The following is a 26136-nucleotide window of genomic DNA, read 5'->3' as shown; positions in this document are numbered from 1 at the left end:
CAGGCGGACCTCCTCCCTTGCGTGCCTCCAGCCAGCATCCTACCGGACATCCTACCGGACCGTCGCGCCCTTCACGACCCCCTGAACGCCCGGGAGGCCTCGGAGTTCCCGCCGCCGGGAAGCATGACCCGGACCTCCAGGCGCTGGCCCGGTCCTGCCCGGACCGACACCGCACCCAGCCGGTCGGTCCGCAGCACGGGGATGCCGGCACGCTGCAGGCGGGCCAGGGTCTCCACATGGGGCAGCCCGTAAGGGTTCGGACCGGCGGAAACCACCGCCAGTCGCGGCCTTACCGCCGCCAGGAAGGCGGCGGTGGTCGCCCCGCGCGAGCCGTGGTGGGAGACCTTGAGCACCTCGGCGCGCAGGTCCACTCCCCGGCGCAGGAGCTCTTCCTCGCCGGCTCGCTCCAGGTCGCCGGTCAGGAGCAGGCGCGGTCCGCCGCAATCGAGCCGCAGGACCAGCGACCGGTCGTTTTCGCTGCCGGCCGGCCCGCCGCCGCGGCCGCTTCCCCTTGCGCCATCTGCCGCCGCGGCGCCGGTCCCGGCCGCGCCACCCGGCTCCTGGGGATGCAGAACGTCGACCCGGCAACCGGGCGCCGGCTGCCACCGCCATCCGGCCGCCGGCCGCACCAGGGGCACGCCGCGCCGGGCAGCGGCCGCCTGGAGGGCCTCGTCCAGCGGCACGCCCGGGATGCCGCCCAGCCAGACCATCTGGGCCCCCAGCTGCTCGATGACGGCCCCTGCCCCGCCGGCGTGGTCCCGGTCTCCGTGGGTGACGACCAGCAGGTCCGGCCCCCGGCCCAGCAGCCGCCGCACCACCGGCACCGTGACCTGCTCCCCCACGGCGTCGGCCACGACCGGCGGCGGCCCGGGCCAGTACCGGCCGGGTTCGGCCTGCAGGGCTTTGCCGCCGGCGTCCACCAGGGCGCTCCGGCCCCCCGGGAACTGCACCAGGATGGCGTCACCCTGCCCCACGTCGAGAAACCAGGCCACCCACGTCCCCGGGGCGGGCGGCCGGAGCAGCCAGGCGGACAGGGCCACCGCCGCGACCAGCCCCGTAGCGGCCGGGGCCAGCTGCTGCAGAGGGGGCAGGGGGCGAGGACGCCGGCGCCGGGCGTAGGCCGGGCGCCCGTCGCCCAGGCACCAGAGGATCCAGGTGGTGGCCAGGGCCAGGCAGCCCGCGGCCGCCGGCGCCAGCCCGCCGGCGGCACCCGGTACCCGCCCCGCCACCATGGCCGTCTTCACCATGAGCGCCAGGCTGGCAGCTGCTGGCCACCCCGCCAGCCTGGCCAGCAGGGCGGCCGGTTCCTGCCAGCCAGAGGGCAAGGGGAGAGCATGGAGCGTCGCGCCCAGCGCCGCCGCCGCGGCGGCCGCCACCAGGGCCACGGCGGAGACGGGCACCACGGCCAGGTTCGCCACCAGGGCCAGCAGGGGCGCCCGGCCGAAGAGGGCAACCTGCACGGGCAGGACGGCCAGCTGCGCCGCCAGGGTGACCGCCAGGGCATCGCCGGCCCAGCCGGCGACGTGCCAGAAGGCCCCCCGTACCCGGCCGGCCGTTCCTTCCCGCCAGGGCAGCCCTAGGGGTGCGGCCCGGCCGCTCGCATCGGCGAAAACGGCCGGCATCCCGGCGGCGGCGGGAGCGGCCCTGGACCCGCCGCTGGGTACGAGGGCACCCTGGGGCTGTCCTGGTGCCGCTTGCGGTGGAGCCGGACCGGCGCCGGGCCGGTGCCTTTTTTCCACAACGGGCTCGCGCGGGTTCGCCAGGAGTGGCGCCAGGAAGCCCAGCGGCGGTTCCGGAAAGGCGTGCTCCAGGCGGGTCGCAGCGAGCCCGGCCGGCGCCGCGCGCTCCCCTCCGGGCCGTCGCGGTCCCACCGGCGCCACGAGGGCCCGGCAGCGGTTCCACCACCGCCGCCAGGCCCGCTGCAGGGGGCTTCCCAGCAGGATCAGTCCCGCCGTCGCCGCGAAGGACAGCTGGAACCCCGGATCCAGGAGGACCAGGGGCCGCCAGGCTGCCTGCAGAAACCCCGACCATACCAGAATGGTGAGGGGGCTCACCGGGCGGGCCAGGGCCCGCGCAAGCTCCGCGAGCAGAAAGGTTGCGGTGGCCCGCAGCACCGACGGCGGCCCGCCGGTCAGGCCTGCATACAGGACCACCACCGCCATGGCACCCGCCCGCCTCCGGCGCGGCAGCCAGCGCGCCCTGCCGGCCGTCCAGGTCGCAAGGGCCGCGGCCATGGCCACATGCTGGCCCGACACGGCCAGGGCGTGAATCAGTCCCGTTTCGGCCAGGGCGTTCCGCGCCGTCACGGAAAGGCCCTGGCGCTGATCGAGGAGCAGGGCTGCGGCCACGCCCCGGGGGCCCGGCGGCAAGGCGAGGACCAGGCCCGCTTCCAGGGCATGCCTGAGCCGGGCCAGACCCCGGCCGGCCCAGCTGAAGGGCCCCGGCGCGACCTGCACCCGGGGCGGCCCGTCGGCCCGGAGCTCATAAGCATAGCCCTGGCGCAGCCCGGCCGCCCGGTCGTCGTAGCCGCCGGGATTGGTCGCCGGGCGCAGCCGCCGCAGGGTGCCCGTCACCTGGACCACCGCCCCCGGCGGGATCCCCTGGCCTGGGCCCGCACCCATGGTCCGGGGCCAGCGGACCCGAAGCCGGGTGCGCACCGGGGTGTCGCCGATGGCCGTCACGGCCAGCCGCTCGGCTCCCTCCAGGCGCCCCGTCACCACCACCGGCCGCACCCCTTCCCATGGGGCCGGCCCCCAGGCGTCACGGATCCAGCTGTCGGCTGCCAGCCAGGCGGAGCCGGCCGCCAGCGCCACCAGCAGCGAGCCGGCCATGCGCTCCGGAACCCACCACGGCCGGCGACCGCCCCGGCCGTCTCCGGCCACCCCGTTCCACGGCATGGTGACCAGGGCGGCCCCCAGCCCGAGCAGCGCCGCCTCCGCCGCGGGTGCGCCCGGCGGCGGCGGGCCGGCCTGGTAGCCCGGCCAGCGCAGCAGGGCCCACAAGCCGACGGTGGCCGCGTAAGCCAGCATCCAGCCGGTGCGGTAGACCACCCTGCCCTCTCTCCTTCAACCGGGCGCCGGGAGCATCAGGGGCCGGCGGTGATGTGCGGAAGCAGCTGGGCCAGGGTCTTCTCCCCAATGCCCGGCACCCGGGTCAGGTCCTGGGGACGGCGGAAGGGGCCGTTGACCTCCCGGTCCGCCACAATGCGCTGGGCCAGGGCCGGCCCGATGCCCGGCAGAGCCTCCAGCTCGGCCGCCGTGGCGCGGTTGATGTCGATCCGGCCCTGGGGCCCGCCGGCGGCGCCGGCTCCCCCGCCGGTGGCGGTGCCGGCCGCGGCCCCCGGAGCGGCGGCGGTGACGCCGTCCCGGGCCGGGACGAAGGTTCCGGCCGCCAGCTCCTTCTGGGTGGGCACCAGGACGCGCGTGCCGTCGGCCAGGGGAGCCGCCAGATTCAGGGCATGCGGCGCCGCTGCCGGCGCCGGGCCGCCGGCAGCGGTGATGGCATCGACCACCCGGGCACCGGCCGGGAGGAGGTACACGCCGGGCTGGGCCACGGCCCCGGCCACGTGCACGGTGAGGACCGGCCCGGAGGGCCCGCCCGCCGCGCCCGGCCTCACCGGCCTTCCGGCGGCACCGGCTGCACCCGGATAGAGTTGGGCCCAGACGGCGGGCGAGGCAGGGTCACCGGACTCCCCGGCCCCTGCCTGACGCTCACCGGCCGCCTCCGGCCCCTGGAGCGCGGGGTCGCCGGGTGGGGACGGGGTATCCCCGGGCGCCGTTCCTGGCGTCGCCCCCGCCCGTAGGGGCCCGGGCTGGTCGCCCTTCGACGCAGCGCCCGTCTCGCTCCCTGCTGTCTCGGGCTCCCCCGGCGGCGCGGTGGCGGAGACCTCCGGCCGGCCAGGCCCTGGAGCCGGCCCCGGCTCCACCAGCAGCGGTGCCGCCGCACTGCCGGTCATGGCGCGCCACGACCAGACGGCGGCCAGGAAACAGAGCCCCAGCAGCGGCGCCACCGTTCCGGCCCGGCGCCGCCGGGAGGCCGGACCGGAAACCACCGGAGGCCGGGGTGGCGGCGTGAAATCCGCCCCCGAGGGCGGGCCCGGCTGGGCTCGCCCCGGGCCCCTCCGCGGGCCGGGCACCCGGGCACCGGCTACGGATCCGGAGGGGCGGCTTGCGCCAGGGGCAACCCGCTCCGGCGGCTGGAAGAACACCACGCCGGCACGCTCGCCGTGGTGCGTCGCATGGGGCGGGCGGAACGACCCCGGATCCATGTCCCATGCCTCCCCGCACAACAAAGGGTCCCGCCCTCCGCGATCCGGCCAGGCCCTGCGACCGGCCGGATGCCCCTCGCCACCCCTACCCCGGGGACAGGCAGCGAAGCTCGCGGTGATGGCGGGCTTCCGGCTCGGGCACCGAAGCGCCAAGGACGGCAACCGTAACTACCAATTTATTACACCACACCGGGGACAATGTCAAATACTGGATGAACGGGCGACCCGCGTGAGGCCGCCGGGCCGCCTGCTCACGCCGAGAATCGAGTAGGAGGGGCCGGTCACGGCCCCGTCCTCTCACACCACCCGGCATGCGGGTCCGCACCGGGCGGTTCGTCGAGCATGGCGAAGTGGGTGGTAGTACTGGGTCAGGCTCAGCAGCCCCTGGGCAAGCCAGTAGCGCTTGCCCAGGGCGCTGTTGAGCGGGCCACCGGCCATGGCCCAATAACCCCGGCGCGAAAAGGCCCACTGCCGGGCCTTCCACTCGGGATGTCCCAGGGCGCGGAGTTCCCGCAAACGGGTGCGGGGCCGTTTCCATTGCTTCCAAAGGCACGCCTGCAAGCGTCGCCGGAGCCAACCTTCCACGGTATCGAGGAGGCTTGCCATGTCCGCAATCCGGAAGTACGCAAGCCAGCCCCGCAGGTAAGTGTTGATCCGGCGGATCCGCTCGGCCATGGAAACGGACCACGTCCGGCTGGTCAGGGTGCGAAGCCGGTCTTTGAGCCGCTGCACCGTTTGGGGGGCCACCCGCAGGCGGACGCCGTCCCGGCCGTGATACATGCTGAAGCCGAGGAACTTGCGTCGCCACGGCCGATCAACCGCGCTCTTTTGTTCGTTGACCTTGAGCCGAAGCCGCTGCTCGAGGAAGCGCCGTACGCCTGCCATGACCCGGTGCCCTGCCCGTTCCGAGCGGACGTAGATGTTGCAATCGTCCGCATAACGGACAAAGCGGTGTCCCCGCCGTTCCAGCTCTTTGTCCAGGTCGTCGAGAAGGATGTTGGCCAAGAGCGGGCTGAGGGGGCCGCCCTGGGGCGTCCCCTCTTCCGTCCGCACCTTCACCCCACCGACCATCACGCCGGCCTGCAGGTAGCGGCGGATCAGCATGCGGACGCGCTTGTCCGCGACCTTCCGCATCACCCGGGCCATCAGGACGTCATGGTTCACCCGGTCAAAGAACTGTTCGAGGTCCAGGTCGACCACCCAGGCGTACCCTTCCTCGACGTGCCGCCGCGCCGCTTCGACTGCCTGGTGGGCGGAGCGTCCCGGCCGAAAGCCATAGCTGTGCTCCGAAAAGTCGGGGTCGAAGATCGGCGTCAGCACCTGCAGCAAAGCCTGCTGGATCAGGCGGTCCAGGACGGTCGGAATCCCCAGGAGGCGCGTGCCGCCTCCGGGTTTGGGGATCGCCACCCGGCGGACGGGCTGCGGCTGGTAGGTTCCCGCCAGCAGCTGGGCGCGCACCTGCGGCCACCGCTCCCGCAGAAAACCCCGCAGTTGTTCGACGGTCATGCCGTCGATACCCGGCGCGCCCCGGTTCTGCTCGACCCGTCGTAGGGCGGCCCCCATGTTCTCCCGGGCCACCACCTGCTCCATCAGGTCCACGCCACCACGTCCTCCGCGGGGAGGGGCGCCGGTCTGTCCCGGCCGGGTGCTCCGCTCTCACCCAGGCCCCGGTGGGATTCACCACCGCTTCCTGGGCGAGGCCCTCTCGGGTTGGCTGCTCTCCTCGCACCCGGCGCGAACGCGCCAACACCCTCCCGGACTCGACGTTCGGCCCTTCCCGCCGGCCCGGCCGGCGGTACTACGGCCTCTGCTGACTCCTGCCGGCTCAGCCGCGCCTTGCGGTCGCGGGTTGCCAGCTCCGCTGGCCTACCGGCAGGCCTCCCCGGGTAAGAGCGAGCACTTTCGTCGCACACCCGCCGCGTTTACAGCGCCGCCCTTCGGCCCATCTCGGGCTTCGCTGTGTTGTGCCAGCTCGCCCAGACGGCGCCGCCTCGCCCGCGGTTCCTGGTCGTCGGGTCGCGACTTTGCCTCCGGCTTCCTTCGGATCCCGCGTCGCCGCGGGCACCCTTGCCTTCGGCTAGCGGTTGTACGGGGCCACCCTCCGCAGGGGACTTTCACCCCTTAGCACTCGCCCATGCCGGGCGCACACAACGAGGACGGGTGCACCCGCACCCGTCCTCCGGTGGCTGCGAACCGCAGGCGACCGCGAACCGCAAACCGTGCCTTAAGCACCCCTTGCGCGCCCTGAGAATCCTTGGGAATGAATCGCCGGGCATCACCGTGCCGGCACCGCGGGCCCGTGCCGCCGCGCAAGGCCGGCACCAGGTCCTGCATCCTGGCCCCGGCGCCGGTGCCACGCCCCTGTCCCCGGAGCCGCGGCCCGTGGCCCGGCCGCGCCTTCGCACGGGGGCCGTTCCCCGGCGCCTGCGGGGCCCCATGGCCCCGCCTAGCGGACCACGATGTTCACCAGGCGACCCGGCACGGTGACCACCCGCGCCACGGTCTTGCCGTCAATCCACTCCCGGACCCGCGGGCTGGCCAGGGCCTGCCGGCGCAGATCTTCCTCGCCCAGGCCCGCCGGGACCTGCAGCCGGTCCCGCACCTTGCCGTTGACCTGGACCACGATCTCCACGGTGCCGGCCTCCAGCACCGAGGGATCCCACTGGGGCCAGGGCTGCCGGTGCACGCTGCCCCGCGTCTCCCGCCAGCCCAGCAGTTCCCAGGCTTCTTCCGCCAGGTACGGGGTAAAGGGCGCCAGCATGCGCAAGAGGCGGTCCAGCGCCGCGGCCAGCAGGTCGGCCCGCTGCGCCGCCGGTTCGACCCGGTCCCGGTAGCCGTAGATGGCGTTGACCAGCTCCATCAGGGCGGCCACCGCCGTGTTGTACTGCATGCGCTCGGCCATGTCGGCGGTCACCCGGGCGATGGCGCGGTGGACCTCCCGCCACAGGGCGTGTTCTTCCGGCCCCCAGCCTTCCGTTACGGGCATCACGCCAGCATCTGCCGCGGCCGCCTGCCGGCCTCCGGCCGGCGGCTGCGGGACCTCGGGCCGGGGGACCGCCACCGCCCCGTCGCGGGCTGCCGCCACCTGCCCCGTAGCGCCACGGATCGCACCGGCGCACCCCGCCACCAGCCGCCAGACCCGGTGGACGAACCGGCTGGCGCCCTCGATGCCGTGCTCCGACCACTCCAGGTCGCGCTCGGGCGGCGCGGCGAAGAGGATGAACAGGCGGGTGGCGTCGGCCCCGTACTCCTCCAGGATGTCCTCGGGGCTGACCACGTTGCCCTTGGACTTGGACATCTTGGCGCCGTCCTTGATCACCATGCCCTGGGTCAGGAGGCGCTGGAAGGGCTCGGGGCTGGGCACCAGGCCCTCGTCGTAGAGCACCTTGGTGATGAACCGGGAATAGAGCAGGTGCAGCACGGCGTGCTCGATGCCGCCGATGTACTGGTCGACGGGCAGCCAGTAGAACACCTTCTCCCGGTCGAAGGGCTGGTGCTCGTCCCGCGGCGACGTGTAGCGGTAGTAGTACCAGGACGAGTCGACGAAGGTGTCCATGGTGTCCGTCTCCCGCCGGGCCGGGCCGCCGCAGGCCGGGCAGGTGGTGCGCACGAAGGACTCGGAGGTGGCCAGGGGCGAGGCCCCCACCTCGAAGCGCACATCGTCGGGCAGGAGGACCGGCAGCTGTTCTTCCGGCACCGGCACAACGCCGCAAGCGTCACAGTAGACGATGGGAATGGGCGCACCCCAGTAGCGCTGCCGGGAGATCAGCCAATCGCGCAGCCGGTAGTTCACCGTCCGCCGGCCGATGCCCTGGCGCTCGAAATCCTCGGCCATGCGCCGGTAGGCTTCCCGGCTGTCCATGCCGTCGTAGGGGCCCGAATGGATCATGCGGCCCGGGCCGGTGTAGGCCTCCTCCAGCCGGTCGCCCTCGGCCGGCACGCCCTCGCCCTGGATCACCACCCGGACGGGCAGGCCGTACTGGCGGGCGAACTCGAAGTCCCGCTCGTCGTGGGCCGGCACCGCCTGGATCGCGCCGGTGCCGTAGTCCATCAGCACGTAGTTGGCCGTCCAGATGGGGATCCGTTCCCCCGTGGCCGGGTTGATGGCGTAGGCGCCGGTGAAGACCCCCTCCTTGGCGTCCACCGCCTCGGCCCGGTCCCGGACCGTCAGGCGCGTCACCCTTTCCACGAAGGCGCGCACCGCCTCTTCCTGCGGGGTCCCGCGGGCGAGCTCCAGGGTGAGGGGGTGGTCGGGGGCCAGCACCATGAAGGTCGCCCCGTAGATCGTGTCGTGGCGGGTGGTGAAGACGGTGAGCTTCTCATCCCGCCCGGCGATGGGGAAGTCCAGCTCCATGCCCTCGCTGCGGCCGATCCAGTTGCGCTGCATCACCTTGACCCGCTCCGGCCAGCCCTCCAGCAGGTCCAGGTCGGCCAGCAGCCGGTCGGCATAGGCCGTGATCTTGAAGAACCACTGTTCCAGCTCGCGCTTTTCCACCGGCGTGCCGCAGCGCCAGCAGGTCCCGTCCTCCACCTGCTCGTTGGCCAGCACCGTGGCACAGCGCGGGCACCAGTTCACCGGCGCCTTCTTCCGCTCCACCAGGCCCCGCTTGTAGAGGAGCAGGAACAGCCACTGGGTCCACTTGTAATACCCCGGGTGGGAGCAGGCGATCTCCCGCCGCCAGTCGTAGCTCAGGCCCAGGCGCTGCATCTGCTCCCGCATGGCGGCGATGTTGGCGTAGGTCCAGCGGGCGGGGTGGGTCTGGTTGGCGATGGCCGCGTTCTCGGCCGGCAGCCCGAAGGAGTCCCACCCCATGGGGTAGAGGACGTTGAACCCGCGCATGCGGTAGAACCGGGCCGTGGCGTCCCCGATGGAGTAGTTGCGCACGTGGCCCATGTGGAGCTTGCCCGACGGGTAGGGGTACATCTCCAGGCAGTAGTACTTGGGGCGCGACGGGTCGGCCTCCACGTGGTAGAGGCCTTCCTCGGCCCAACGCTGCCGCCATTTCTTTTCCGCAGCATGGAAGTTGTACCGGTCGTCGAAGGCCATGGCCATAGCCTCCTCCTGGCTCCTGGCTGGTCGCGGCGGGGCCCAGGGCGCCGTGGGATCCCCCGGGCCAATACGCCGGGAGCCTCCCGCCCTCAAGGGACGGGAGGCTCCCGCGGTACCACCCTTCTTGATCAGTGTGGAGCGGATGGGACTCGAACCCACGACCTCGTCAATGCCATTGACGCGCTCTCCCAACTGAGCTACCGCCCCACGCCTCTGACCCACTCGCGCCCTTAACGCGGGCCACGTCACCGGCTCCGGCGGGAACCTGCCGCCCGTCCTTCGCCGGTGCGGCTCCCGGGCGAGTTCCCCTGCCGCGCGCCGCCGGTTTGCACCCCCACCGGCTCTCTGCAGGCCGCCTGCAGGGTACTGCTCCCGTTCACGGCCTTTGCCTTTCCGGTTGTCGAACCGCGTAGCCCATTATAGAGAGGGTCCCGCAGCAGTGTCAAGGCAGGTGGCCGGCGACCGGCCCGGGGTACCGGCGGGGCCCATGATGCGGCCGCTGCACCGCGCGGGGCCGCCCCGCAGCCGCGCCACGGCCACGGCACGCCACCGCCCTGCCCGCCCGCCGCGCCGGCATCACCCCTCGGGCAGCGCCTCCAGCTCCAGGCGCCGCGCATCGCCCCACAGGCGCTCGAGGGCGTAATATTCCCGCTCGGCCGCCAGGAACACGTGCAGCACCACGTCGTCGAAGTCCACCAGCACCCAGCGGGCCGCATCATACCCTTCCCGGTGGCTGGGCACCTGCCCCTTCTCGGCCAGATCCTCTTCGACCCCGTCCGCGATGGCCCGCACGTGGATGGCGTTCTGGCCGTGGCAGATCACAAAGTAGTCGGCAATCAGGGTGATCCCTTCCATGTCCAGGACCACCACGTCGCCCGCCTTCTTCGCCTCGGCGGCGCGGGCGATGGCCAGCGCCTTTTCCCGGCTGGTCAAGCGCCTCATCCCTCCCTGCCGGCCGCGGCCGTCGCCGTTCCTGCGGCCGTGCCGGTGAAGTCCGCCCCCACCACGATGCGCGCGTCGATGCCTTCCGGCAGGTCCTCGGCCGTTTCCACCCGCACCGTCACGGCCGATCCGGCCAGGGCCTGGCGCAGGCGGTCCGCCACCGCCGTATCCTCGGGACGAACCACCACCACCGTGGTGGCGAAGTCGAAGCGCTCGGCGTTGCCGACGGTCACCACGCGAAAACCCAGGCTGCGCAACAGGTCGGCGGCCTGGCCCGCGGCGCCCCGCCGGCCGTTCCCGTTCAGCACCTCGAGGCGCACCTGGGCGTTGGCCTCCACGTCGACCCCCGCCAGGATCTTCATGGCCTCGCGGCGGGCGGCCGCTTCGTCCACCAGCCAGTAGCTGAGGCCGTCCACATAGCCCGGCCGGCCCGGCAGGATGCCCATCTCCAGCCGGTCCAGGTCGAACCGGGGCAGCAGGGCCGCCAGACCCAGCATGCGGGAAGCGGGCATGTTGGTGGTGATCTGGCTGCCCAGGGTGCTGGCCAGCTGGGGCAGCTTCAGGACCCCCTGCATGCTCAGCACCTTGTCCGCCAGCGCCCGGAGGAACTGCTGCTGCCGCTGGATCCGGAAGATATCCCCGTCCTGCCGGTAGCGGACGTAGTGCAGCGCCTTCTCGCCGTCCAGCACCTGGCACCCCGGCTTCAGGTCGATGCGCAGGTTCTGGCTGCGCGCCGTGTAGCGCATGGGCTTGTCGATGCAGACCTCGACGCCGCCCACGGCATCCACCAGGGCCCGGAAGGCGTCGAAGTCGATTTCCACAAAGTAGTCGATCCGGATGCCGAGGAAGTCTTCGACGGTTTCCTCCACCCGCTGCGCTCCCGCGCCGGGACCGCCTTCGGCCTGGCCGTAGGCGTGGGCATGGGCGATCTTCTCCGGGTGCGGCCGGCCGGGGATGGCGACCCGGGTGTCCCGGGGGATGGACAGCAAGCCCACCCGCCCCGTGGTGGGGTTGACGTTGGCCACCATGATGGTGTCCGACCGCTGGGGTGCCGACGGCTCTCCCGCACCCGCGCCGGCGTCGACCCCCAGCACCAGGATGTTCAGGGGACGGTCGGCGGCGGCTGCATGCTGGGACCCCGGGTCCGCGTCCTGTGGCACCTGCTGCACGTGGCTGAAAAACCCGTACAGGGTCGACCCCAGCCAGAAGGCGCCCGTCACGCCGGCCACCAGCAGGACACCCGCCAGTACGGCCAGCACGCGGGCCGCCCTGCGCCGCGGGCGCTTGGGCTCCTGTTCCACCGGTCCAATCAAGGGCATGCTCACCGTCAAGACGCTCCTTTACGGCCCTCGCGCCGCAGGAGGGCGGGCGCTCCTGCTCGCGGCCGCCTCCTGCCATGGTAGCGGCCGGCCTGCCAGGCTGCCAGGTCGACCGGTACCAGCCTCGGGCGGGGACCGGCCGCAGGGCCGTTCCTGGCCCCGGGACGCCCGCTCCGGCCGGGTCCCGATCGGGGTGCCGGCGCCGCCGGGGACGCGCGCCCTCCCGCGCTCAAGACTTCGCGTCTCCGCCTGCGGTTCCCGCCCCGCGGCGCAGCCACTGGTTGCGGGCGGCCACCGTGGCCTCGGGCAGCCACAGGCCGCGATCCAGGCAATAGCGGATCAGGTCGTCCAGGACGGCGGCCATGGCCTGGTCCAGGTCGCGGAAGGCCAGGCGCCGCAGCTCCTCCACACCAGGGTACGTGCGGCCGGGCTCCAACTTGTCCGCCAGGAACAGCAGGCAACCGGTCCGGCCCAGGCCCGGGCGCGCCGTGGTGTGCCACCGGACCGCTTCCAGGACCTCGGGATCGTGGGTGAGACCTTCCTGCGCCGCCTCCCATGCCGCCACCGGGCCGTGCAGCAGGATGGGGTCGGCGCGCTCCGCCGCATCGGGTTCCCATCCCGCCTGGCGGGCCAGGCGCAACAATTCGCCAGGCGGGCGCTCCCGGGCCAGGTCGTGGATCCAGGCGGCCAGCTCCACCGGCCGGGGATCAGTGGCATGGTGTCCCGCCAGCCGGCGCGCCATCTCCACCACCCGCACCACGTGCCGGTACCGGCCGGGGCTGAGGGTGGCCTGCGCTTTCAACTGGGCGCGGCGCAGCGCCTCTTCCAGGGACAAGGCTTGCAAGGGCAAGGCTTGCGGCACCTTTCCCGGCCTTTCCGGCAGCGATCCCGGCATGTCGAGTCTCCCTCCGGGCTCACAGGGCGACGCCGGACGAACCCGGCCGCGCAGCCGGGTTCCCGCCGGCGGGCGGCCACACCCTGGCAGCGCCTCCTCCTTCGGGTCCGCCGGCCGCGTTCCGCGCCCTGCCTTCGACCCCCGCATCGCCCCCCGGCCCCGTCCCCGGGGGCGCCTGCTCCCGGGCCTGGGCGGCCTCCCTTGCCGGCCCGCGTTCCGGCCCGCCCCCGGCCGGTGCGGGCCGGGCCGCGGGCTCCGCCGCCGCGGGGCGGTAAAGCCCATACTTTTCCACGTAGTCCTCCACCGCCGCCGGCACCAGGTACCGGATGGACTGCCCTGCGGCCACCCGCTCGCGCAGCTCCGTGGACGAGATGCCGATCTCCGGGATGGGCAGGACGTGGACCCGGGCGCGGCGGACCGCCGGCAACCCGTCGAGAAACCTCTGCAGCACCGCGCCCGGCAGCCCCGGCCGCGTCACCACGATCAGGTGGCAGACATCCAGCAGCCCGAGGCCGCCCCGCCAGGACGGCAGGGTCACCACCGAATCCGCCCCTGCGATGAAGTAAAGGGATGCACCCGGCCCCGCCATGGTGGACAGCTGGGTCAGGGTGTCGATGGTGTAGGAAGGGCCCTCCCGGTCCAGTTCCAGCCGGGTCGTGTAGAAGTGGGGGTTGCCGGCGGTGGCCAGCACCGTCATGCGGTACCGGTGCTCGGCGTCACTGACGCCCGCCGGGTCCTTGTGGGGCGGCCTTCCCGCCGGCACGAACAGCACCCGGTCCAGGCGGAAGTGGACCCGCGCCGCTTCCGCTGCCACCAGGTGGCCGATGTGAATGGGGTCGAAGGTCCCGCCGAGCACCCCCAGCTGCAGCGGCCGGCCGTCCCGGCGCGGCTTCAGCCACTCCTCCAGCCCTCTGGCCACCGGAATCCTCCTTCGGACCCGCCCCTCCACCCCTGTACCCCTCAGGCGGCGCCTCAAGAGGCGCCGCCTTCGCCGCCGGCCTCCGGCCCCGAGGAGTTCGGGCCCGCCCCGGCCCCGGCGGGTTCCACCGAACCCGCCTCGTCGCCCAGCACCAGCTCCATGGGTCCCAGCCGCACGGTGTCGCCGGTTTCGGCCCCCGCGGCGCGCAGGGCCTGTTCGGCCCCCAGGCGCTCCAGGCGCCGCAGCAGCCAGCGGACGGCTTCGTCGTTGTCGAAGTCCGTCATGGCAACCCAGCGCTCCACCAGAGGGCTGGTGACGACCCAGGTTCCGTCGGGCTCGCGGCGGACCTCCAGCCGGCGCGGGTCCGGTCCCGGCCGGTACACCTTGCGACCGGCCGCCACCAGGGGTGCGGGCACGGGGGCCCGGGCCAGCAGCTCTTCGACCCGGTTCAGCAGCCGGTCCACGCCTTCGCCCGTGGCCGCGGAGATGGGAACCAGCTCCAGGCCGGCCGCCCGTGCCGCCTCTTCCAGGGCGGGCAGGTGCTGGGCGGCCTGGGGCAGGTCCGTCTTGTTGGCCGCCACCACCCCCGGCCGGTCCAGCAGGGCAGGTTCGTATGCTTCCAGTTCGTCCCGCAAGGTGGCCAGGTCCTGCCGGGGATCGCGCCCTTCCGTCGCCGCGGCGTCGACGACATAGATCAGGACCCGGGTGCGCTGGATGTGGCGGAGGAACTCGTGTCCCAGGCCCACGCCCTGGTTGGCCCCCTCGATCAGGCCGGGGATGTCCGCCACCACGAAGCTGCGCCCGGGCCCCCGCTGCACCACACCCAGGTTGGGCGCCAGGGTGGTGAAGGGATAGGCCGCCACCTTGGGCCGGGCGGCGGAAATCCGGGCCAGCAGGCTCGACTTGCCGGCGTTCGGCCAGCCCACCAGCCCCACATCGGCCAGCAACCGTAGCTCCAGCTTGAGCCAGCGCCGCTCCCCCGGCTCTCCCTTCTCCGCCAGGCGCGGCGCCTTGCGCTGGGGGGTGGCGAAGCGGGCGTTGCCCCGGCCGCCGCGCCCGCCGCGGGCCACCACCACCTGCTGGCCGGGGTCGGCCAAGTCGGCCAGCACATCGCCTGTGTCCCGATCCCGGACCACCGTACCGGGCGGCACCCGCACGTAAAGGTCCTCGCCGCGGCGGCCGTGCCGGTTGCCACCTTCCCCGTGGGTACCGCGACCCGCCCGGTAGTGCCGGCGGTAACGCAGGTCGGCCAGGGTGGTGAGGGCCGGGTCGACCACCAGGATCACGTCCCCGCCCCGGCCGCCGTCACCGCCGTCGGGACCTCCCCGGGGAACATACTTCTCCCGCCGGAAGCTGACGGCCCCGTTCCCACCCGTACCGCCTTCCACGTAGATCTCCGCTTCGTCGACGAAATCGGACAAGGGCGTCACCCCGTGCTGCGACCCTGGCTCCCCGCGGCGGCAGCGGGGCCGCCGCCTTCCAGGCCCCACCGCAACCAGCCCTGCCGGCCGTCCCACTGCAGCCAGATGCGCTGGCCCGGCCCCTGCCGGGCTGCCTCCAGAGCTGCTTCCAGGGCCGCTTCCAGCGCAGGCTCCACCGCGGCTGCGGCGTTCCCCTGCCCCGGTCCTTTTGCGGGCGCGGCCGGCGCGGGCGTCCCGTCCCGGCGGGCCGGCCGCCCCAGCCCCCCGTTACCGCGGGCTTGCCCGGCCGCCGTGCCCGGGGCGGAACCGGGGACCGGCGGCCGCCAGGCCACCTCCAGCCCCAGCTCCTCGCAGCGGGCCCGCCACACCAGGTAGCAGGAGGCCGCCTCCACCGGCCAGCAGCGCAGGGCGGCGCCCTCCCACTCCAGCTGGCGGCACCACTCGGCAAGGGCCGTAGCGGCCCGCTCCGGCCGCCCCAGCTGCAGCCATCCCAGCGCCACCTGCAGCCGGTTCACTGCGCCGTGACGCCAGGCCCGTACCACGCTCACCAGCTGGCCGGCGTCCACGCTCAGCAGCGGGGCGGCGCCGGGGGCCCTTTCATCCCGTTCCGTCATCAGGATCCCCCACGGGCCGAGCCAGGTTTGCCGCGGCCGCCGCCAGGATGACCGCGGCCTCCGCAGCAGGCCAGGTAGCAAAAAGCCTCCGCCCAACCGGTACCGGCCGCAGCGGAGGCGCCTGGCAAAGGGGCAAGGTCAGTCGGCAGCAACCTGGGCGGGCTCTTCCGCCGCCAGCGGCATCACGTTGACCACCCGGCGGCCGCCCCGGGTGCCGAACTGGACCACGCCATCGATGAGAGCAAACAGGGTGTCATCGCCGCCCCGGCCCACGTGCTTGCCGGGGTGGAACCGGGTGCCGCGCTGCCGCACCAGGATGGTGCCCGCGCGCACCACCTGCCCCTCGTACCGCTTGACGCCCAGGTACTTGGGGTTGCTGTCGCGGCCGTTGCGGGTGCTGCCGCCGCCCTTCTTGTGGGCGAACAGCTGCAGGTTGATCCGGCGCATGGGCCTCACCTCCCTCCGGTCGACCGTTCTTCCACGCGCACGTACTCGTCGTAGTCGCTGGCGATGGCCTGGATCCCGATCCGGGCCGTCTCCAGGATCGCCTGGGCCGCCCGCTGCAGGTCCGCCGGCACATCGCCAGGGAGCTGGCAGACCAGCCGCCCTTCCTCGTCCAACTCGACCTCAGGCACCAGGTGCAGCACTTCCTCCAGGCCGAGAATGGCCGCCTGCCCCAGGGCCGACACGGCGGCACAGACGATGTCGTCCCCGCGGTCAGCGAACCCCGCATGACCGGTGATCTCGAAGCGCGTGATGGCGCCCTGGCCATCGCGGAAGAACACGGCCCGGATCACGGCTCACGCCTCGATGCGGTCGATCTTCACCCGGGTGAAGGGCTGGCGGTGACCCCGCTTGCGACGGTAGTTCACCTTGTGCCGGTACTTGAAGACGATGATCTTCCGGTCGCGGCCGTGGCCCAGCACGTGGCCCGTGACCCGCGCGCCCTCCACCACCGGCGTGCCCAGGCGGAATTCGTCCCCCTGCTTGACGGCCAGCACCCGGTCGAAGACCACCGTCTCGTTCTCGTCCACGGGCAGCTTCTCCAGGCGCAGCACGTCCCCTTCCTGCACCCGGTACTGCTTGCCCCCCGTCTCGATGATGGCGTACATGGCGTCACCCCGCCTCCACCTGGCTGCGTTCAGATCCGTGCCGGTCACCGGCATCCGTTCCGGTTGATCGCCGCGGCAGCATCGCCGTGCCCTTGTCCGAGGAGAAAAAGGCAGAAAAAGGGGCCCTCGCGGCGCCGGGGCCTTCACAGCGCTAGTATTCTAGTCGCCCGGCCGCCGGGGTGTCAAGGTAAAGGCCGCCGGGTCAACGGGGCACAGGACACGTTGGTGCCGTACCCGGTGGTGCCCTGCCCGGTGGGTGACGCCCTGGGCGGTGGCCCTCCGGCGCCTGCATAGCTGCAGGCGGGCCGAAGCTGCCCTGGCCGGCGGTTGACGGGCCGGGCGGTGGCCGGGACCGGTGCGGGGCCCGCGCGGCCGCCGGGGTGCGCGGGGACGCCCGCCGGCGCGGCACGGGCGACGACCTTGGCCGCTCCTCTCAGGACACCACCCGGGCCCGGGCATAGGTCCGGTAGGCCCGGGTGATCTCCACCACCACCCGCTGCCCCACCCGGTCGCCCGCTCCCTGGATGTCGATGACGTACCCCTCCAGGCGCGCGATGCCGTCGGCCTGGTTGCTGGCATGGCGCTCCTCGACCTCCAGCTCCAGGCGCTGGCCGGCGTGCACAGGCAGGGCCTGGCGTTCCACTTCCTCCCGGCTGCCCAGGGCCACCAGGTGCATGGCTTCCAGGTGGACGTCTTCCCGGCCCCGGATGAACACGCTGCGCCCGGTCTCCCGTTCCAGCTCCCGCAGGTTGGCCCCGCCGGCGCCGATGAGCAGCGATGCCACCGACGGGTGCACCTCCACCAGGATGGCCTCGCTGGGCGAGTGGCGCAGGATGCGCTTGATCTCGCGGCGCACGCGGCGCGCCGCGCTCTCCTCGCTGAGCACCCGGCCCCGCCCCTCGCAGTAGGGGCATTCCCGGGTCAGCTGTTCCAGCAGGCTGCGCCGTCCCTTCTTCCGGGTCATCTCCACCAGGCCCAGGGCCGTGATGCCCAGCACCGTGGCCTTGGTGTGGTCGCGGGCCAGGTGCCGCTCCAGCTCCTGGACGACCCGCTGGCGGTGGGCGGGTTCTTCCATGTCGATGAAGTCGATGACGATGATGCCCCCGATGTCCCGCAGGCGCAGCTGGCGCGCGATCTCCGCCGCCGCCTCCATGTTGGTCCGGAACACCGTGTCGGCCAGGTTCTTGCTGCCGACGAACTTGCCCGTGTTGACGTCGATGGCCGTCAGCGCCTCGGTCTGGTCGATGACCAGGTAGCCGCCGCTCTTGAGCCACACCCGCCGCTTGAGGGCCCGCTCGATCTCCTCGTTGACCCCGAATTGTTCGAAAAGGCTAATTTCGCGGTTCTGGTAGAGCTGGACCCGGTCCCGCAGCGGCGTGGCGAAGGCGGCCATCAGGTCCAGCACCCGCCGGTACTCGCCGGGGTCGTCGATGAGCACCTGGTCGACCTCCGGCGTCAGCATGTCCCGGACCACCCGGAAGACCAGGCCCAGGTCCCGGTAGAGCAGCACCGGCGCCCGCTGTCGCCGGGCCCGCTGCTGGATGTCCGCCCACAGGCGGGTCAGGTACGCCACGTCGCCACGCAGCTCCGCCTCGCTGCGGCCCTCGGCGGCGGTGCGGACGATCAGCCCGGCACCCGCGGGCTGCAGTTCCTGGGCCAGCTGCTTCAGGCGCTGGCGTTCCTTCTCGTCGTGGATGCGCCGGGAGACGCCCACGTAGTTCACGCCGGGCATGAGCACCAGGAGCCGCCCGGGCAGGGTCAGGTGGCGGGTGACCCGGGCCCCTTTGGTGCCCGTCGGCTCCTTGGTGATCTGGACGATGATCTCCTGGCCCGGGCGGAGGATGTCGGTGATGGCGGCGTGGCGGATGTCGTCGGGAAGGTCGTCGGCGTCGTCGGCCTCGTCGCCCCGGGGAACGGCGTCGGCGACGTAGAGGAAGGCGTTGCGCTCGAGCCCGATGTTGACGAAGGCGGCCTGCATGCCGGGGAGGACGTTCTCGACCCGCCCCTTGTAAATGTTTCCGGCGACCCGCTGGGTGGAGGGGCGCTCGTGGTAGATCTCCACCAGCCGCCCGTCTTCCAGCACGGCGACCCGCGTCTCGTCGGGTTCCACCGTGACCAGGATGGACTTGTTCATGAAAAACCACTCCAAACTTGTAGATAAGCTCAGTTTAATCCATCGCCGCGCCTTTGATCCACGGTGCCGGCGTCGCCCGCGGGTGCCGGCACCACCTGCGGGTGCCGGCACCATCCGCGGGTCCCGGCGCCGGCCGCGCGCCGGGCCGGTGGGTTCCGCCGCCCTGCCGGCCTCCCCGGGATCCCGCCCGCCGGGCCGGCCGGCGCTGGTTCTTGCCATGGATGAATATGGCGGGACGGGGCGCGGGCAATACGGCCGGGAGGCCGTCGCCGTCCAACCAGGACCGGCCTGGGCGCCCCCTGCGGAAGACCCCTGGCTCGATGGCGCGGAGCGCCGCCGGGGGCACCCCGGGGGCATACCTGGAGCTGGCATGGCTGGAGCGGCATGCGGCTCGGCAGAGGTCGCAGGGGGTTCTCCGGAGCGAAAGTCGGTGGACGCCGTGCGGGCTCCCGCCGTGCCGGCTCCCGCCGGGGACGGCTTCTGCCCGCCGTACCACGGGATCAGGCGGCCGCACCCCGCCCACTTCCGGCGGGCGCCGCGGCCGGGCCAGCCTCGGGACCGGATCGACCCCTACCCTGCGGTCTTGACCCGTTCCGGGCGACCGCCGGGGCGGAGCCGCCGGCGGGACCGGGGCCGCAGCACCCCTGCCCCTTGCGGACCCGCCGGCCCGCAGGGGCGGCGGCCGTCAGGCGTGCCATTCGAGCAGGTCCCGCACGGGCGCGTCCAGCCCCAGCTGGAGGATGCCGCGCAGCAAGCGCCCCTCGTCCAGTTCCCCCAGGGGGCGCTGCTGGGTGTCGACCACCACGATCTCGTGGTAGCTGCCCGGCCGCAGGGCCTCCGCCACCTGGCGCAGGCTGGTGGTCTCCAGGGCCACCAGGCGGTGCACGGGCAGCACGCCTGTGCGGCGCAGGCGGCCGCGCTTGGTCCACAAGCCCCGCAGGGCGGTGACGCCCACCCACTGCTCTTCCCGCGCCGTGCCGATCCAGATGGTCAGGGCCGCCGCCAGGAGGTGAGGGGCCAGGACCTGCCAGTAGAAGGCGAGAAAGGTGGCCGCCGCCAGGACCAGGGCCACGGACCGGCCCAGCCGGCCCAGCATCATGACCGCCTGGCGCGGCCCGCGGGTACGCTTGAGGAAGGCCAGGAGGATGCGGCCTCCGTCCAGCGGCAGGGCCGGCAGCAGGTTGAACAGGGCCATGGCCAGGTTGGCGGCCTGAAAAGGAGCGACCCACGGCCCCACAAGCCACCCTGCCTGGTGGAGGGCGATGCTGAGAGCCAGAAGCAGCAGGTTGTTGAGCGGGCCGGCCAGGGCCACCACCGCTTCCACCAGGGGTTCCCGCCGGCCCGGCCCGCGGATGTCGGCCACGGCGCCGTAAGGCAGAAGCTCGAGGCGCGCGATCTCCAGCCCGCAGAGCCGGGCCGCGACCAGGTGGGCCAGCTCGTGGGTGGCCAGGACGGCCAGGAGCAACAGCAACTGGCCCGGCAAGCCCAGCAGAGCCGCCAGGGCCACCAGGACCAGCAGCAGCGGATGGACGAACACGGCCACGCCCAGGATGCTGCCCAGCTGCAGGGGCCCTCGCCTCCTTGCGCCCGGGCCGCCCCCCGGGCCCCGAGGGTGCCATGGCGAGGGCGCCTGGCGACCGCCGCCCTAGCGACCGCCTTCCGGCGGCAGGTGCAACTCGGGGTCGACGGCCTGCCCCCGGCGCCGCATTTCAAAGTGCAGGTGGGGTCCGCCACCCTCGCCTTCGGCGGCCACCGCCGCCAGGACCTGGCCCGCCGTCACCGCGTCCCGGTCCCGGACCACCACGTGGTCGACGGCCGCATAGCGGGTCACCCAGCCCCCGCCGTGGTCCACCTCGACCATCCAGCCCAGGCCTGCCCGGTCGTACCACACCCGCGTGACCACGCCGGCCGCCGCCGCCCGGACGGCCGTTCCGGCCCGGGCGGCAATGTCGATGCCCTCGTGAAAGCGCGGGGCACCCCCTTCGTCCAGCTGCCAGCCGAAGGGTTCCGTCACCCGGCCTTCCAGCGGCCAGGCCCAGTGCGGCTCCCAGCCTCCTCCCCCGGAGGAACCGGCCCCGGAACCGCTGCCGGCCGCGCCGCCACCCGCTGAACCGCCCGCCCCCCCATCGCCGTCGCCGGTGAACCCGGCGGAGCCGGGACCTGAACCTTGGGCGCCACCATCCCGCTCCGGCGACCCGCCGCCGGGCTCGGTCCCGGACGGGCCGGGACCGGTTGCCTCGCCGGCCGCCAGGCCCGGCTCCCCGCCGCCGGCACCCGGAAGGGCCGGGCCGGCAGCGCTGTCCGGTGCGGCAGCGCCCCCCGTGGGGCCGGCCGCGACGCCCCCCGGGCCGCCTCCGGCCGGGGCGCCCGCCGGGGAGTTCCCGGCCGGGGCGCCGCCTGTGGAGAGGCTCCCACCGGCCTGCCCCCCGCTGGCTCCGGACCCCGCCGGGTCCGGAGCCAGCGGGGCCAGCGGGGCCAGCGCAGGCACGCTGCCGCCGGTGACGCCGGCGCCCCCGGCGCCGGCGTCACCGGCGTCCTGGCGCCCCAGGACGGCCGCCTGGAGCCAGCCGCCGGCGGGCAGCCCGGAGAGCCAGCGGGCCACCTGGGGCCGGTCGAGCCAGTTGGCGCTGACCATGCCCCCGGTCGCCCGCGCCCAGGCCTCGCCCGCGTCACCGGGCAGCCACCGGCCCGCCACCAGGGCCAGCGCCAGGAGCAGGGGCACCCACAGGGCCGGGCCTTGCCGCGCTCCGGGCATCCATCCCCCCGGTGGCGGCTGCAGGCCGCCTGTGACGGGGCCGGCGAGGCCGGCGCCGGGTCCAGGGTCCGGGCCCGGCAACGGCGGCCCGCCCGCATCGCCCGCCGGGACGGGCCGGTCAGCGCCGCGGCCGGCCCCGGCCGCCGGCCCGGGGGCCGGCGAGGCCGCTTCACCACCGGCAAAGGCACCACCCGCGGCCAGGGCACCGGCCGCACCGTCCCGGGCCGCGCTTTCCCCGGCCGGACCCTTCTCGCCCGCTCCGCCGCCTGCACCTGGAGGCACCATGGGCCGTCCCTCCCGGCGCAGTATATGGATCGCCTAGCCATCCCTATGCCGGCCCCGGCCGGGGCGGCGGGCTTTGCGGCGGCCGCGGTCGTCCCGGGCGGTCCGGACCTCCAGGATCAGGATCCAGGATCAGGATCCCGCGCAGGATTCCGGATTCAGAACAGGATCTTGTGCCGGCGGGCGTAGGCGCTCATCAGGAGGCCCAGGCTGATGCAGTTGGTAAGGAGGTTGCTGCCCCCGTAGCTGATGAAGGGCAGGGGCAGGCCGGTGATGGGCATCAGGCCGACGGTCATCCCGGCATTGATGATGAAGTGGGTGGCCAGCATGGACACCACGCCGGCCCCCAGCAGCATGCCGTAGGTGTCCCCGGCCTGGGTGGTGTCGTGCAGGGTACGCAGGAGCAGAGCCAGCAACAGCAGAACCAGCACGGTGATCCCCACGAAGCCCAGGGTCTCGGCGGCCACGGCGAAGATGAAGTCGGTCTGGGGCTCGGGCAGGAAGCTGGTCGCCGTCTGGCTGGTGCCGGTCAGCCCCTGGCCGAACAGCCGGCCGTTGCCCACCGCCAGGCGGGACTGGAGCACGTGATACCCCGCGCCCAGGCCGTTCTGCCCATCGTTGTACGGATTGATGAACACCACCAGCCGCATCAGCTGGTGGGGCTCAAGGAACGAGATCTTGTCAGGGAAGCGCAGCTGGGCCCACACCAGGCCGGTGGCCGCGGCCAGGCCGGCCGTGGCCAGGCCGAAGAGGCGCCAGACCGGGTAACCGGCCATGAGCAGCATGCCGCCGGTGATCCCGAAGAAGACCAGCACCGTCCCCAGGTCCGGCTGTTTGAGCACCAGCAGGGCCAGGGGAGCCACCATGGCCCCCACCGGCACCAGGTCCAGCCACGTCCAGGGCCGGTCCTCGTGGCGGGCGAGCCAGTCGGCCAGGACCAGGATCAGGATGGGCTTGACGAACTCGGCCGGCTGCAGGCTGACCGGACCGGCCTGGATCCAGCACCGGCACCCGTTGATCTCGGGCGCCACCACCAGCATGGCCGCCAGGCCGGCGATGGCCGCGCCGTACAGGTACCACTGCACCCGCGGCAGAGTACGGTAGTCGACCCACAGGGTGACGGCCAGCATGGTGGCCAGCCCGGCGACGGCGAAGACGGCCTGCTTCTCCACCAGGTCCAGCATCCCCCGGGCCCGTACCGCCACGGAGATCAGGACCAGCCCGCAAGCCATGAGGACCATGACCAGGGCGATCAACGGCAGATCCAGGGTTTTGAGCAACCGCCGGTCCAGCAAGCCCACGGGCCTTCCCTCCCGCGCCGGCCGCCCCGCCGGCGCCGACGCCCGGACAGGCATCGGCGTCCGCGGCCGCTTGCCGGCGCCATCACCCTCCCATGATAGCAGCCGTCCGGCCGGTTCGGGGGCGGGGCTCGCTGCCGCGGCTGGCGGCGCGGCCCAGTGGCCGCTCCTTCCGCCCGTCACCGCCACCTTCCCACCGCCCGGCGGGTCCGGTGGCGGGTGCCGCCGCGGTCCGCCGCGCCTTGGGTTCCCTGCCCTGGCAGGCTCCCGGCCCTCGATGCCGCCGGCCGGGCACCCCGGGCCGCCGCCCGGGGGCCGCCGGCCTCCGGTCCCCACCCCCGGTGCTGCCAGGCCGCCCGTGCCCATGACTCCGGCCACGCCGGCGGCCCTGAGGCGCCCGCGGTGGCGCCGGGGCGGTCCCTGGCATCTCATCCGGCCCCGGCTCGGTCGTCGCCGGCGCCCGTCAGTCCTCTCCTTCGGCCGCCGCCAGCGGTCGCCGCCGGACGGCGCGCACCGGGATGCTGGCCACCAGGGCCACCGCCGCCGCCTCCCGGTGCAGGCTGACCTCCATCCCCGCCCGGTCCACCTCCAGATAACGGGAGATGGCTCGGATCAGATCGTCCTTGAGGGCTTCCATCAGCTCGGGCTCCATGTCGACCCGGTCGTGGACCAGCATGAGCTTGAGCCGCTCCCGGGCGATGTCCTTGCTGGCCACCCGGGCCGTCCCCCAGCCCGGGGTTCCCCCGGCACGAGGTCCGGCCGTCCCTCCGTTCCCGGGCGCCCCGCCCCCGCCGCGTCCCAGGACGCGGGCCAGAAGCTGGATCACCCCACATCCCTCCCCATGGTCCCCGGCTGCGGCCGCTCATCAGGCCCCGCCCAGAAGCCGCCGCAGCCGCCCGAACAGGCCGTGTTCTTCCTTGAAATCGGGGAAGGGGACCTGCTCGCCCAGCAGGCGCCGCACGATGTCCCGGTAGGCGCGGCCCGCCCGGCTGCGCTCGTGGGCCACCACCGGCTCGCCGCGGTTGGTGGAGTCGACCACCTGCTCGTCCTCGGGCACCACCCCGATGAGCTCGATGGCCAGCACGTCCAGCACGTCCTCCACGCCCATCTGGCGCCCCTGCTGGACCATGTCGGGGCGCAGCTTGTTGATGATCAGCCGCGGCGCCGCCAGGCCCTCCGCCTCCAGCAGGCCGATCACCCGGTCGGCATCGCGCACCGACGACACGTCGGGGGTGCACACCACCAGCGCCTCCTGGGCCCCGGCGATGGCGTTGCGGAACCCCTGCTCGATGCCCGCCGGGCTGTCCACCAGCACGTAATCGAACTCGGCCGCCAGCTCCTCGCACAGCGCCTTGAACTGTTCGGGCCGGACGGCGGTCTTGTCCTTGGTCTGGGCCGCCGGCAGGAGGAACAGGCCGTCGTAGCGCTTGTCCTTGATCAAGGCCTGCCGCAGCCGGCAAAAGCCCTCCACCACGTCCACCAGGTCGTAGACGATGCGGTTCTCCAGGCCCATGACCACGTCCAGGTTGCGCAGGCCGATGTCGGCGTCGACCAGCACGACGCGCTTGCCGGTCAGGGCCAGGGCCGTGCCCAGGTTGGCGGTGGTGGTGGTCTTGCCCACGCCGCCCTTGCCCGAGGTGACGACCAGCGTGGTGCCCAAGGCGTACCCTCCTCCGTGGCTGCCGTCGGTGATTCCTGCTTCGCCTCTGCGGGCGCAGGGACGCCGGCCGGCGCGGGCGCGCCCCTGCTGTCGCGCGCCCCCGGTTCCCCGCGCCTGGTTCCGTTCCGTCCTGCTAGGGTTGGGCGGCCTGCGCGCGGCCCCGGTCGTCCCGCTCCGCGGCGCGCTCCCGCTGCCGCTGCCAGAACCAGCGGGCCGGGTCAAAGGGTTCGATCAGCACCTGCCCGTCCCGGACGCAGGCGATCTCCGGGCTGCGCCCGCCTGCGGGTCCGGCGACGGTCCGGCCTGCCGCGCCGGGCGGCGGCTCCCCGTCGGGGGCGCGGCCGATCCAGCGGGCGATGCGGAGCTGCACCGGCTCCATCACCAGGGCGGCCACCACCGCCTGCTCGTCGCCTTTGAAACCGGCGTGGACAGTACCCCGCAGCCGCCCGAAGACCACCACGTCGCCGGCCGCCAGCACCTCGGCGCCGGGGTTGACGTCGCCCAGGATCACCACGTCGCCGTCGTAGACCAGGCGGTGGCCCGAGCGCAAGGTCCGCCTCACCACCACGCCAGCGCGCGCCCGGCCCGCCCCCCGGGACGAACCGGCCCCTGCCGGGGGTGCGGCCGCGGGCTGGCGCCAGTGCGGATCCGTTTCGCCCCACGCCGTGACGGCGAGGCCGGAGGCTCCGCCGGCGGGGCCTGGGGATCCGGCGGCAGGCCTGCGGGAGCCAGGGTATTCCTCCCCGCCTTGCTCCCCGGGCGTCCCGGGCCGGCCCCGCGGAGCCTGTGGGCGGTGATCCCCGCCGCCCGGGCCATCCGGCGGCCCAACCTGCCGGCCCCGGCGGCGGACCCTGGCGGCCCGGACCGCTTCACCGGCCGCACCGGCCCGGTTCCCCTCGCCGGCCGGTGCCGGGCCGACCGGCCTCCGGCCGGTCTCCGGGAAAGACGGCGGGGCACCGGCCAGCGGAAAATCCGAGGCCGGCTCCCGGCCGCCCTCCTGGGCCGGTTCCCGGTGGCCATGCCGGTGCCCATCGGGCACCGGCATGCCCGCCCCCGCCGGCCACGCGAAGCCGTTGGACCGCTCGCGGAGCGGGTGCCGGGAACGCGTCTCGTCCACCTGCTCGGTGATGACGTGCAACAGGCGGGTTCCACCGTAGCGGCTGACCAGGCCTTCAATGGCCATCACCTGGTCGGCGGTCAGTTGCAGCCGGCCCGTATCCAGCACCAGGGCGGGACAGTCCCGCAGGCTGGGGTCACCGGCCAGCATCCGTTCCAGGGTGGAGCACAAGGTGGGGAAATCCAGGTCGGCGGTCACGGAGACGACCACCTCGTCTCCGACCCGCGTCACCAGCGGTGATCCTTTCACCGCGGCCCCCCCTTCCAAACCGGCGCTGACCCGGTCCTTCGCTCCAGGGGGGACAAGTCCTGCCGCGAAGGGTGTCGGACGAACCCGCCCGGCCGCCGCAAA

The 26136-nt window shown here is 73.7% G+C and carries 20 protein-coding genes and 1 tRNA gene; all 21 read right to left on the bottom strand.

Features of this window, described 5'->3' with window-relative positions; all coding sequences use genetic code 11:
• Positions 1 to 71: 71 nt before the first annotated feature.
• The 21 genes from THESUDRAFT_RS01565 to THESUDRAFT_RS01465 all read right to left on the bottom strand — a co-directional run bounded on the left by THESUDRAFT_RS01565 (position 72) and on the right by THESUDRAFT_RS01465 (position 26034).
• Positions 72 to 3050, bottom strand: a complete 2979-nt coding sequence (locus THESUDRAFT_RS01565) for a ComEC/Rec2 family competence protein (RefSeq protein ID WP_006902942.1) — start codon at positions 3048 to 3050, stop codon at positions 72 to 74.
• A 35-nt stretch (positions 3051 to 3085) separates the two neighbouring features.
• Positions 3086 to 4267, bottom strand: a complete 1182-nt coding sequence (locus THESUDRAFT_RS11955; RefSeq protein ID WP_006902941.1) for a ComEA family DNA-binding protein — start codon at positions 4265 to 4267, stop codon at positions 3086 to 3088.
• A 297-nt stretch (positions 4268 to 4564) separates the two neighbouring features.
• Entirely contained in the window at positions 4565 to 5857 is a 1293-nt protein-coding gene (ltrA, locus tag THESUDRAFT_RS01555) for a group II intron reverse transcriptase/maturase (protein ID WP_207635430.1), read from the bottom strand.
• Positions 5858 to 6713: 856 nt separating this feature from the next.
• Complete coding sequence (leuS, locus tag THESUDRAFT_RS01550) at positions 6714 to 9314, bottom strand: leucine--tRNA ligase (protein WP_156821671.1); 2601 nt, start codon at positions 9312 to 9314, stop codon at positions 6714 to 6716.
• A gap of 137 nt (positions 9315 to 9451) precedes the next feature.
• Positions 9452 to 9524, bottom strand: a tRNA-Ala gene (locus THESUDRAFT_RS01545).
• 369 nt (positions 9525 to 9893) lie between these two features.
• Complete coding sequence (gene rsfS / locus THESUDRAFT_RS01540) at positions 9894 to 10250, bottom strand: ribosome silencing factor (protein WP_006902938.1); 357 nt, start codon at positions 10248 to 10250, stop codon at positions 9894 to 9896.
• Between the two features lie 5 nt (positions 10251 to 10255).
• Complete coding sequence (locus tag THESUDRAFT_RS01535; RefSeq protein WP_242823325.1) at positions 10256 to 11578, bottom strand: LCP family protein; 1323 nt, start codon at positions 11576 to 11578, stop codon at positions 10256 to 10258.
• Between the two features lie 229 nt (positions 11579 to 11807).
• Positions 11808 to 12473, bottom strand: a complete 666-nt coding sequence (gene yqeK, locus THESUDRAFT_RS14830; RefSeq protein WP_006902936.1) for a bis(5'-nucleosyl)-tetraphosphatase (symmetrical) YqeK — start codon at positions 12471 to 12473, stop codon at positions 11808 to 11810.
• Positions 12474 to 12492: 19 nt separating this feature from the next.
• A complete protein-coding gene (gene nadD / locus THESUDRAFT_RS01525) occupies positions 12493 to 13392 on the bottom strand; it encodes a nicotinate-nucleotide adenylyltransferase (RefSeq protein WP_006902935.1) in 900 nt (299 codons plus the stop codon).
• A gap of 53 nt (positions 13393 to 13445) precedes the next feature.
• Complete coding sequence (gene obgE / locus THESUDRAFT_RS01520; protein WP_006902934.1) at positions 13446 to 14822, bottom strand: GTPase ObgE; 1377 nt, start codon at positions 14820 to 14822, stop codon at positions 13446 to 13448.
• Complete coding sequence (locus THESUDRAFT_RS01515) at positions 14819 to 15427, bottom strand: Spo0B domain-containing protein (protein WP_006902933.1); 609 nt, start codon at positions 15425 to 15427, stop codon at positions 14819 to 14821. Before THESUDRAFT_RS01515 ends, obgE begins: the two co-directional genes overlap by 4 nt.
• 138 nt (positions 15428 to 15565) lie before the next feature.
• Positions 15566 to 15874, bottom strand: a complete 309-nt coding sequence (rpmA, locus tag THESUDRAFT_RS01510; protein ID WP_006902932.1) for a 50S ribosomal protein L27 — start codon at positions 15872 to 15874, stop codon at positions 15566 to 15568.
• Positions 15875 to 15879: 5 nt separating this feature from the next.
• The gene (locus THESUDRAFT_RS01505) at positions 15880 to 16224 is read right to left on the bottom strand and encodes a ribosomal-processing cysteine protease Prp (RefSeq protein ID WP_006902931.1); all 345 of its coding nucleotides are present in this window, start codon (positions 16222 to 16224) and stop codon (positions 15880 to 15882) included.
• Positions 16225 to 16227: 3 nt separating this feature from the next.
• A complete protein-coding gene (gene rplU, locus THESUDRAFT_RS01500) occupies positions 16228 to 16539 on the bottom strand; it encodes a 50S ribosomal protein L21 (protein ID WP_006902930.1) in 312 nt (103 codons plus the stop codon).
• Between the two features lie 433 nt (positions 16540 to 16972).
• Entirely contained in the window at positions 16973 to 18673 is a 1701-nt protein-coding gene (locus THESUDRAFT_RS01495) for an Rne/Rng family ribonuclease (protein WP_006902929.1), read from the bottom strand.
• A gap of 685 nt (positions 18674 to 19358) precedes the next feature.
• Positions 19359 to 20216: a site-2 protease family protein gene (locus THESUDRAFT_RS01490; protein ID WP_006902928.1), complete on the bottom strand. Its 858-nt coding sequence runs from the start codon at positions 20214 to 20216 to the stop codon at positions 19359 to 19361.
• A gap of 102 nt (positions 20217 to 20318) precedes the next feature.
• Positions 20319 to 21713 (bottom strand): M23 family metallopeptidase, encoded by a 1395-nt coding sequence (locus THESUDRAFT_RS01485; RefSeq protein WP_006902927.1) that lies wholly within the window; start codon positions 21711 to 21713, stop codon positions 20319 to 20321.
• A gap of 155 nt (positions 21714 to 21868) precedes the next feature.
• Positions 21869 to 23011: an FtsW/RodA/SpoVE family cell cycle protein gene (locus THESUDRAFT_RS01480; protein WP_006902926.1), complete on the bottom strand. Its 1143-nt coding sequence runs from the start codon at positions 23009 to 23011 to the stop codon at positions 21869 to 21871.
• A 460-nt stretch (positions 23012 to 23471) separates the two neighbouring features.
• On the bottom strand, positions 23472 to 23834 hold the full coding sequence (gene minE, locus THESUDRAFT_RS01475; RefSeq protein ID WP_006902925.1) for a cell division topological specificity factor MinE: 363 nt from the start codon (positions 23832 to 23834) through the stop codon (positions 23472 to 23474).
• A 39-nt stretch (positions 23835 to 23873) separates the two neighbouring features.
• The gene (gene minD / locus THESUDRAFT_RS01470; RefSeq protein WP_006902924.1) at positions 23874 to 24668 is read right to left on the bottom strand and encodes a septum site-determining protein MinD; all 795 of its coding nucleotides are present in this window, start codon (positions 24666 to 24668) and stop codon (positions 23874 to 23876) included.
• Positions 24669 to 24801: 133 nt separating this feature from the next.
• Positions 24802 to 26034, bottom strand: a complete 1233-nt coding sequence (locus THESUDRAFT_RS01465) for a septum site-determining protein MinC (RefSeq protein WP_006902923.1) — start codon at positions 26032 to 26034, stop codon at positions 24802 to 24804.
• Between the last annotated feature and the right edge of the window lie 102 nt (positions 26035 to 26136).

This window comes from Thermaerobacter subterraneus DSM 13965 (assembly GCF_000183545.2).
Taxonomy (GTDB): Bacteria; Bacillota; Sulfobacillia; order Thermaerobacterales; family Thermaerobacteraceae; genus Thermaerobacter; species Thermaerobacter subterraneus.
The sequence above is the reverse complement of the archived record's forward strand: the minus strand, read 5'-3'. Positions and strand labels throughout refer to the sequence as shown.

What these genes read in the sequence shown, in the direction of transcription:
- leuS (WP_156821671.1), bottom strand. Translation starts at nt 9,314, where the DNA reads ATGGCCTTCGACGACCGGTACAACTTCCATGCTGCGGAAAAGAAATGG.
- ltrA (WP_207635430.1), bottom strand. Translation starts at nt 5,857, where the DNA reads ATGGAGCAGGTGGTGGCCCGGGAGAACATGGGGGCCGCCCTACGACGG.
- THESUDRAFT_RS11955 (WP_006902941.1), bottom strand. Translation starts at nt 4,267, where the DNA reads ATGGATCCGGGGTCGTTCCGCCCGCCCCATGCGACGCACCACGGCGAG.
- THESUDRAFT_RS01495 (WP_006902929.1), bottom strand. Translation starts at nt 18,673, where the DNA reads ATGAACAAGTCCATCCTGGTCACGGTGGAACCCGACGAGACGCGGGTC.
- yqeK (WP_006902936.1), bottom strand. Translation starts at nt 12,473, where the DNA reads ATGCCGGGATCGCTGCCGGAAAGGCCGGGAAAGGTGCCGCAAGCCTTG.
- THESUDRAFT_RS01485 (WP_006902927.1), bottom strand. Translation starts at nt 21,713, where the DNA reads ATGGTGCCTCCAGGTGCAGGCGGCGGAGCGGGCGAGAAGGGTCCGGCC.
- rplU (WP_006902930.1), bottom strand. Translation starts at nt 16,539, where the DNA reads ATGTACGCCATCATCGAGACGGGGGGCAAGCAGTACCGGGTGCAGGAA.
- THESUDRAFT_RS01515 (WP_006902933.1), bottom strand. Translation starts at nt 15,427, where the DNA reads ATGACGGAACGGGATGAAAGGGCCCCCGGCGCCGCCCCGCTGCTGAGC.
- THESUDRAFT_RS01535 (WP_242823325.1), bottom strand. Translation starts at nt 11,578, where the DNA reads ATGCCCTTGATTGGACCGGTGGAACAGGAGCCCAAGCGCCCGCGGCGC.
- rpmA (WP_006902932.1), bottom strand. Translation starts at nt 15,874, where the DNA reads ATGCGCCGGATCAACCTGCAGCTGTTCGCCCACAAGAAGGGCGGCGGC.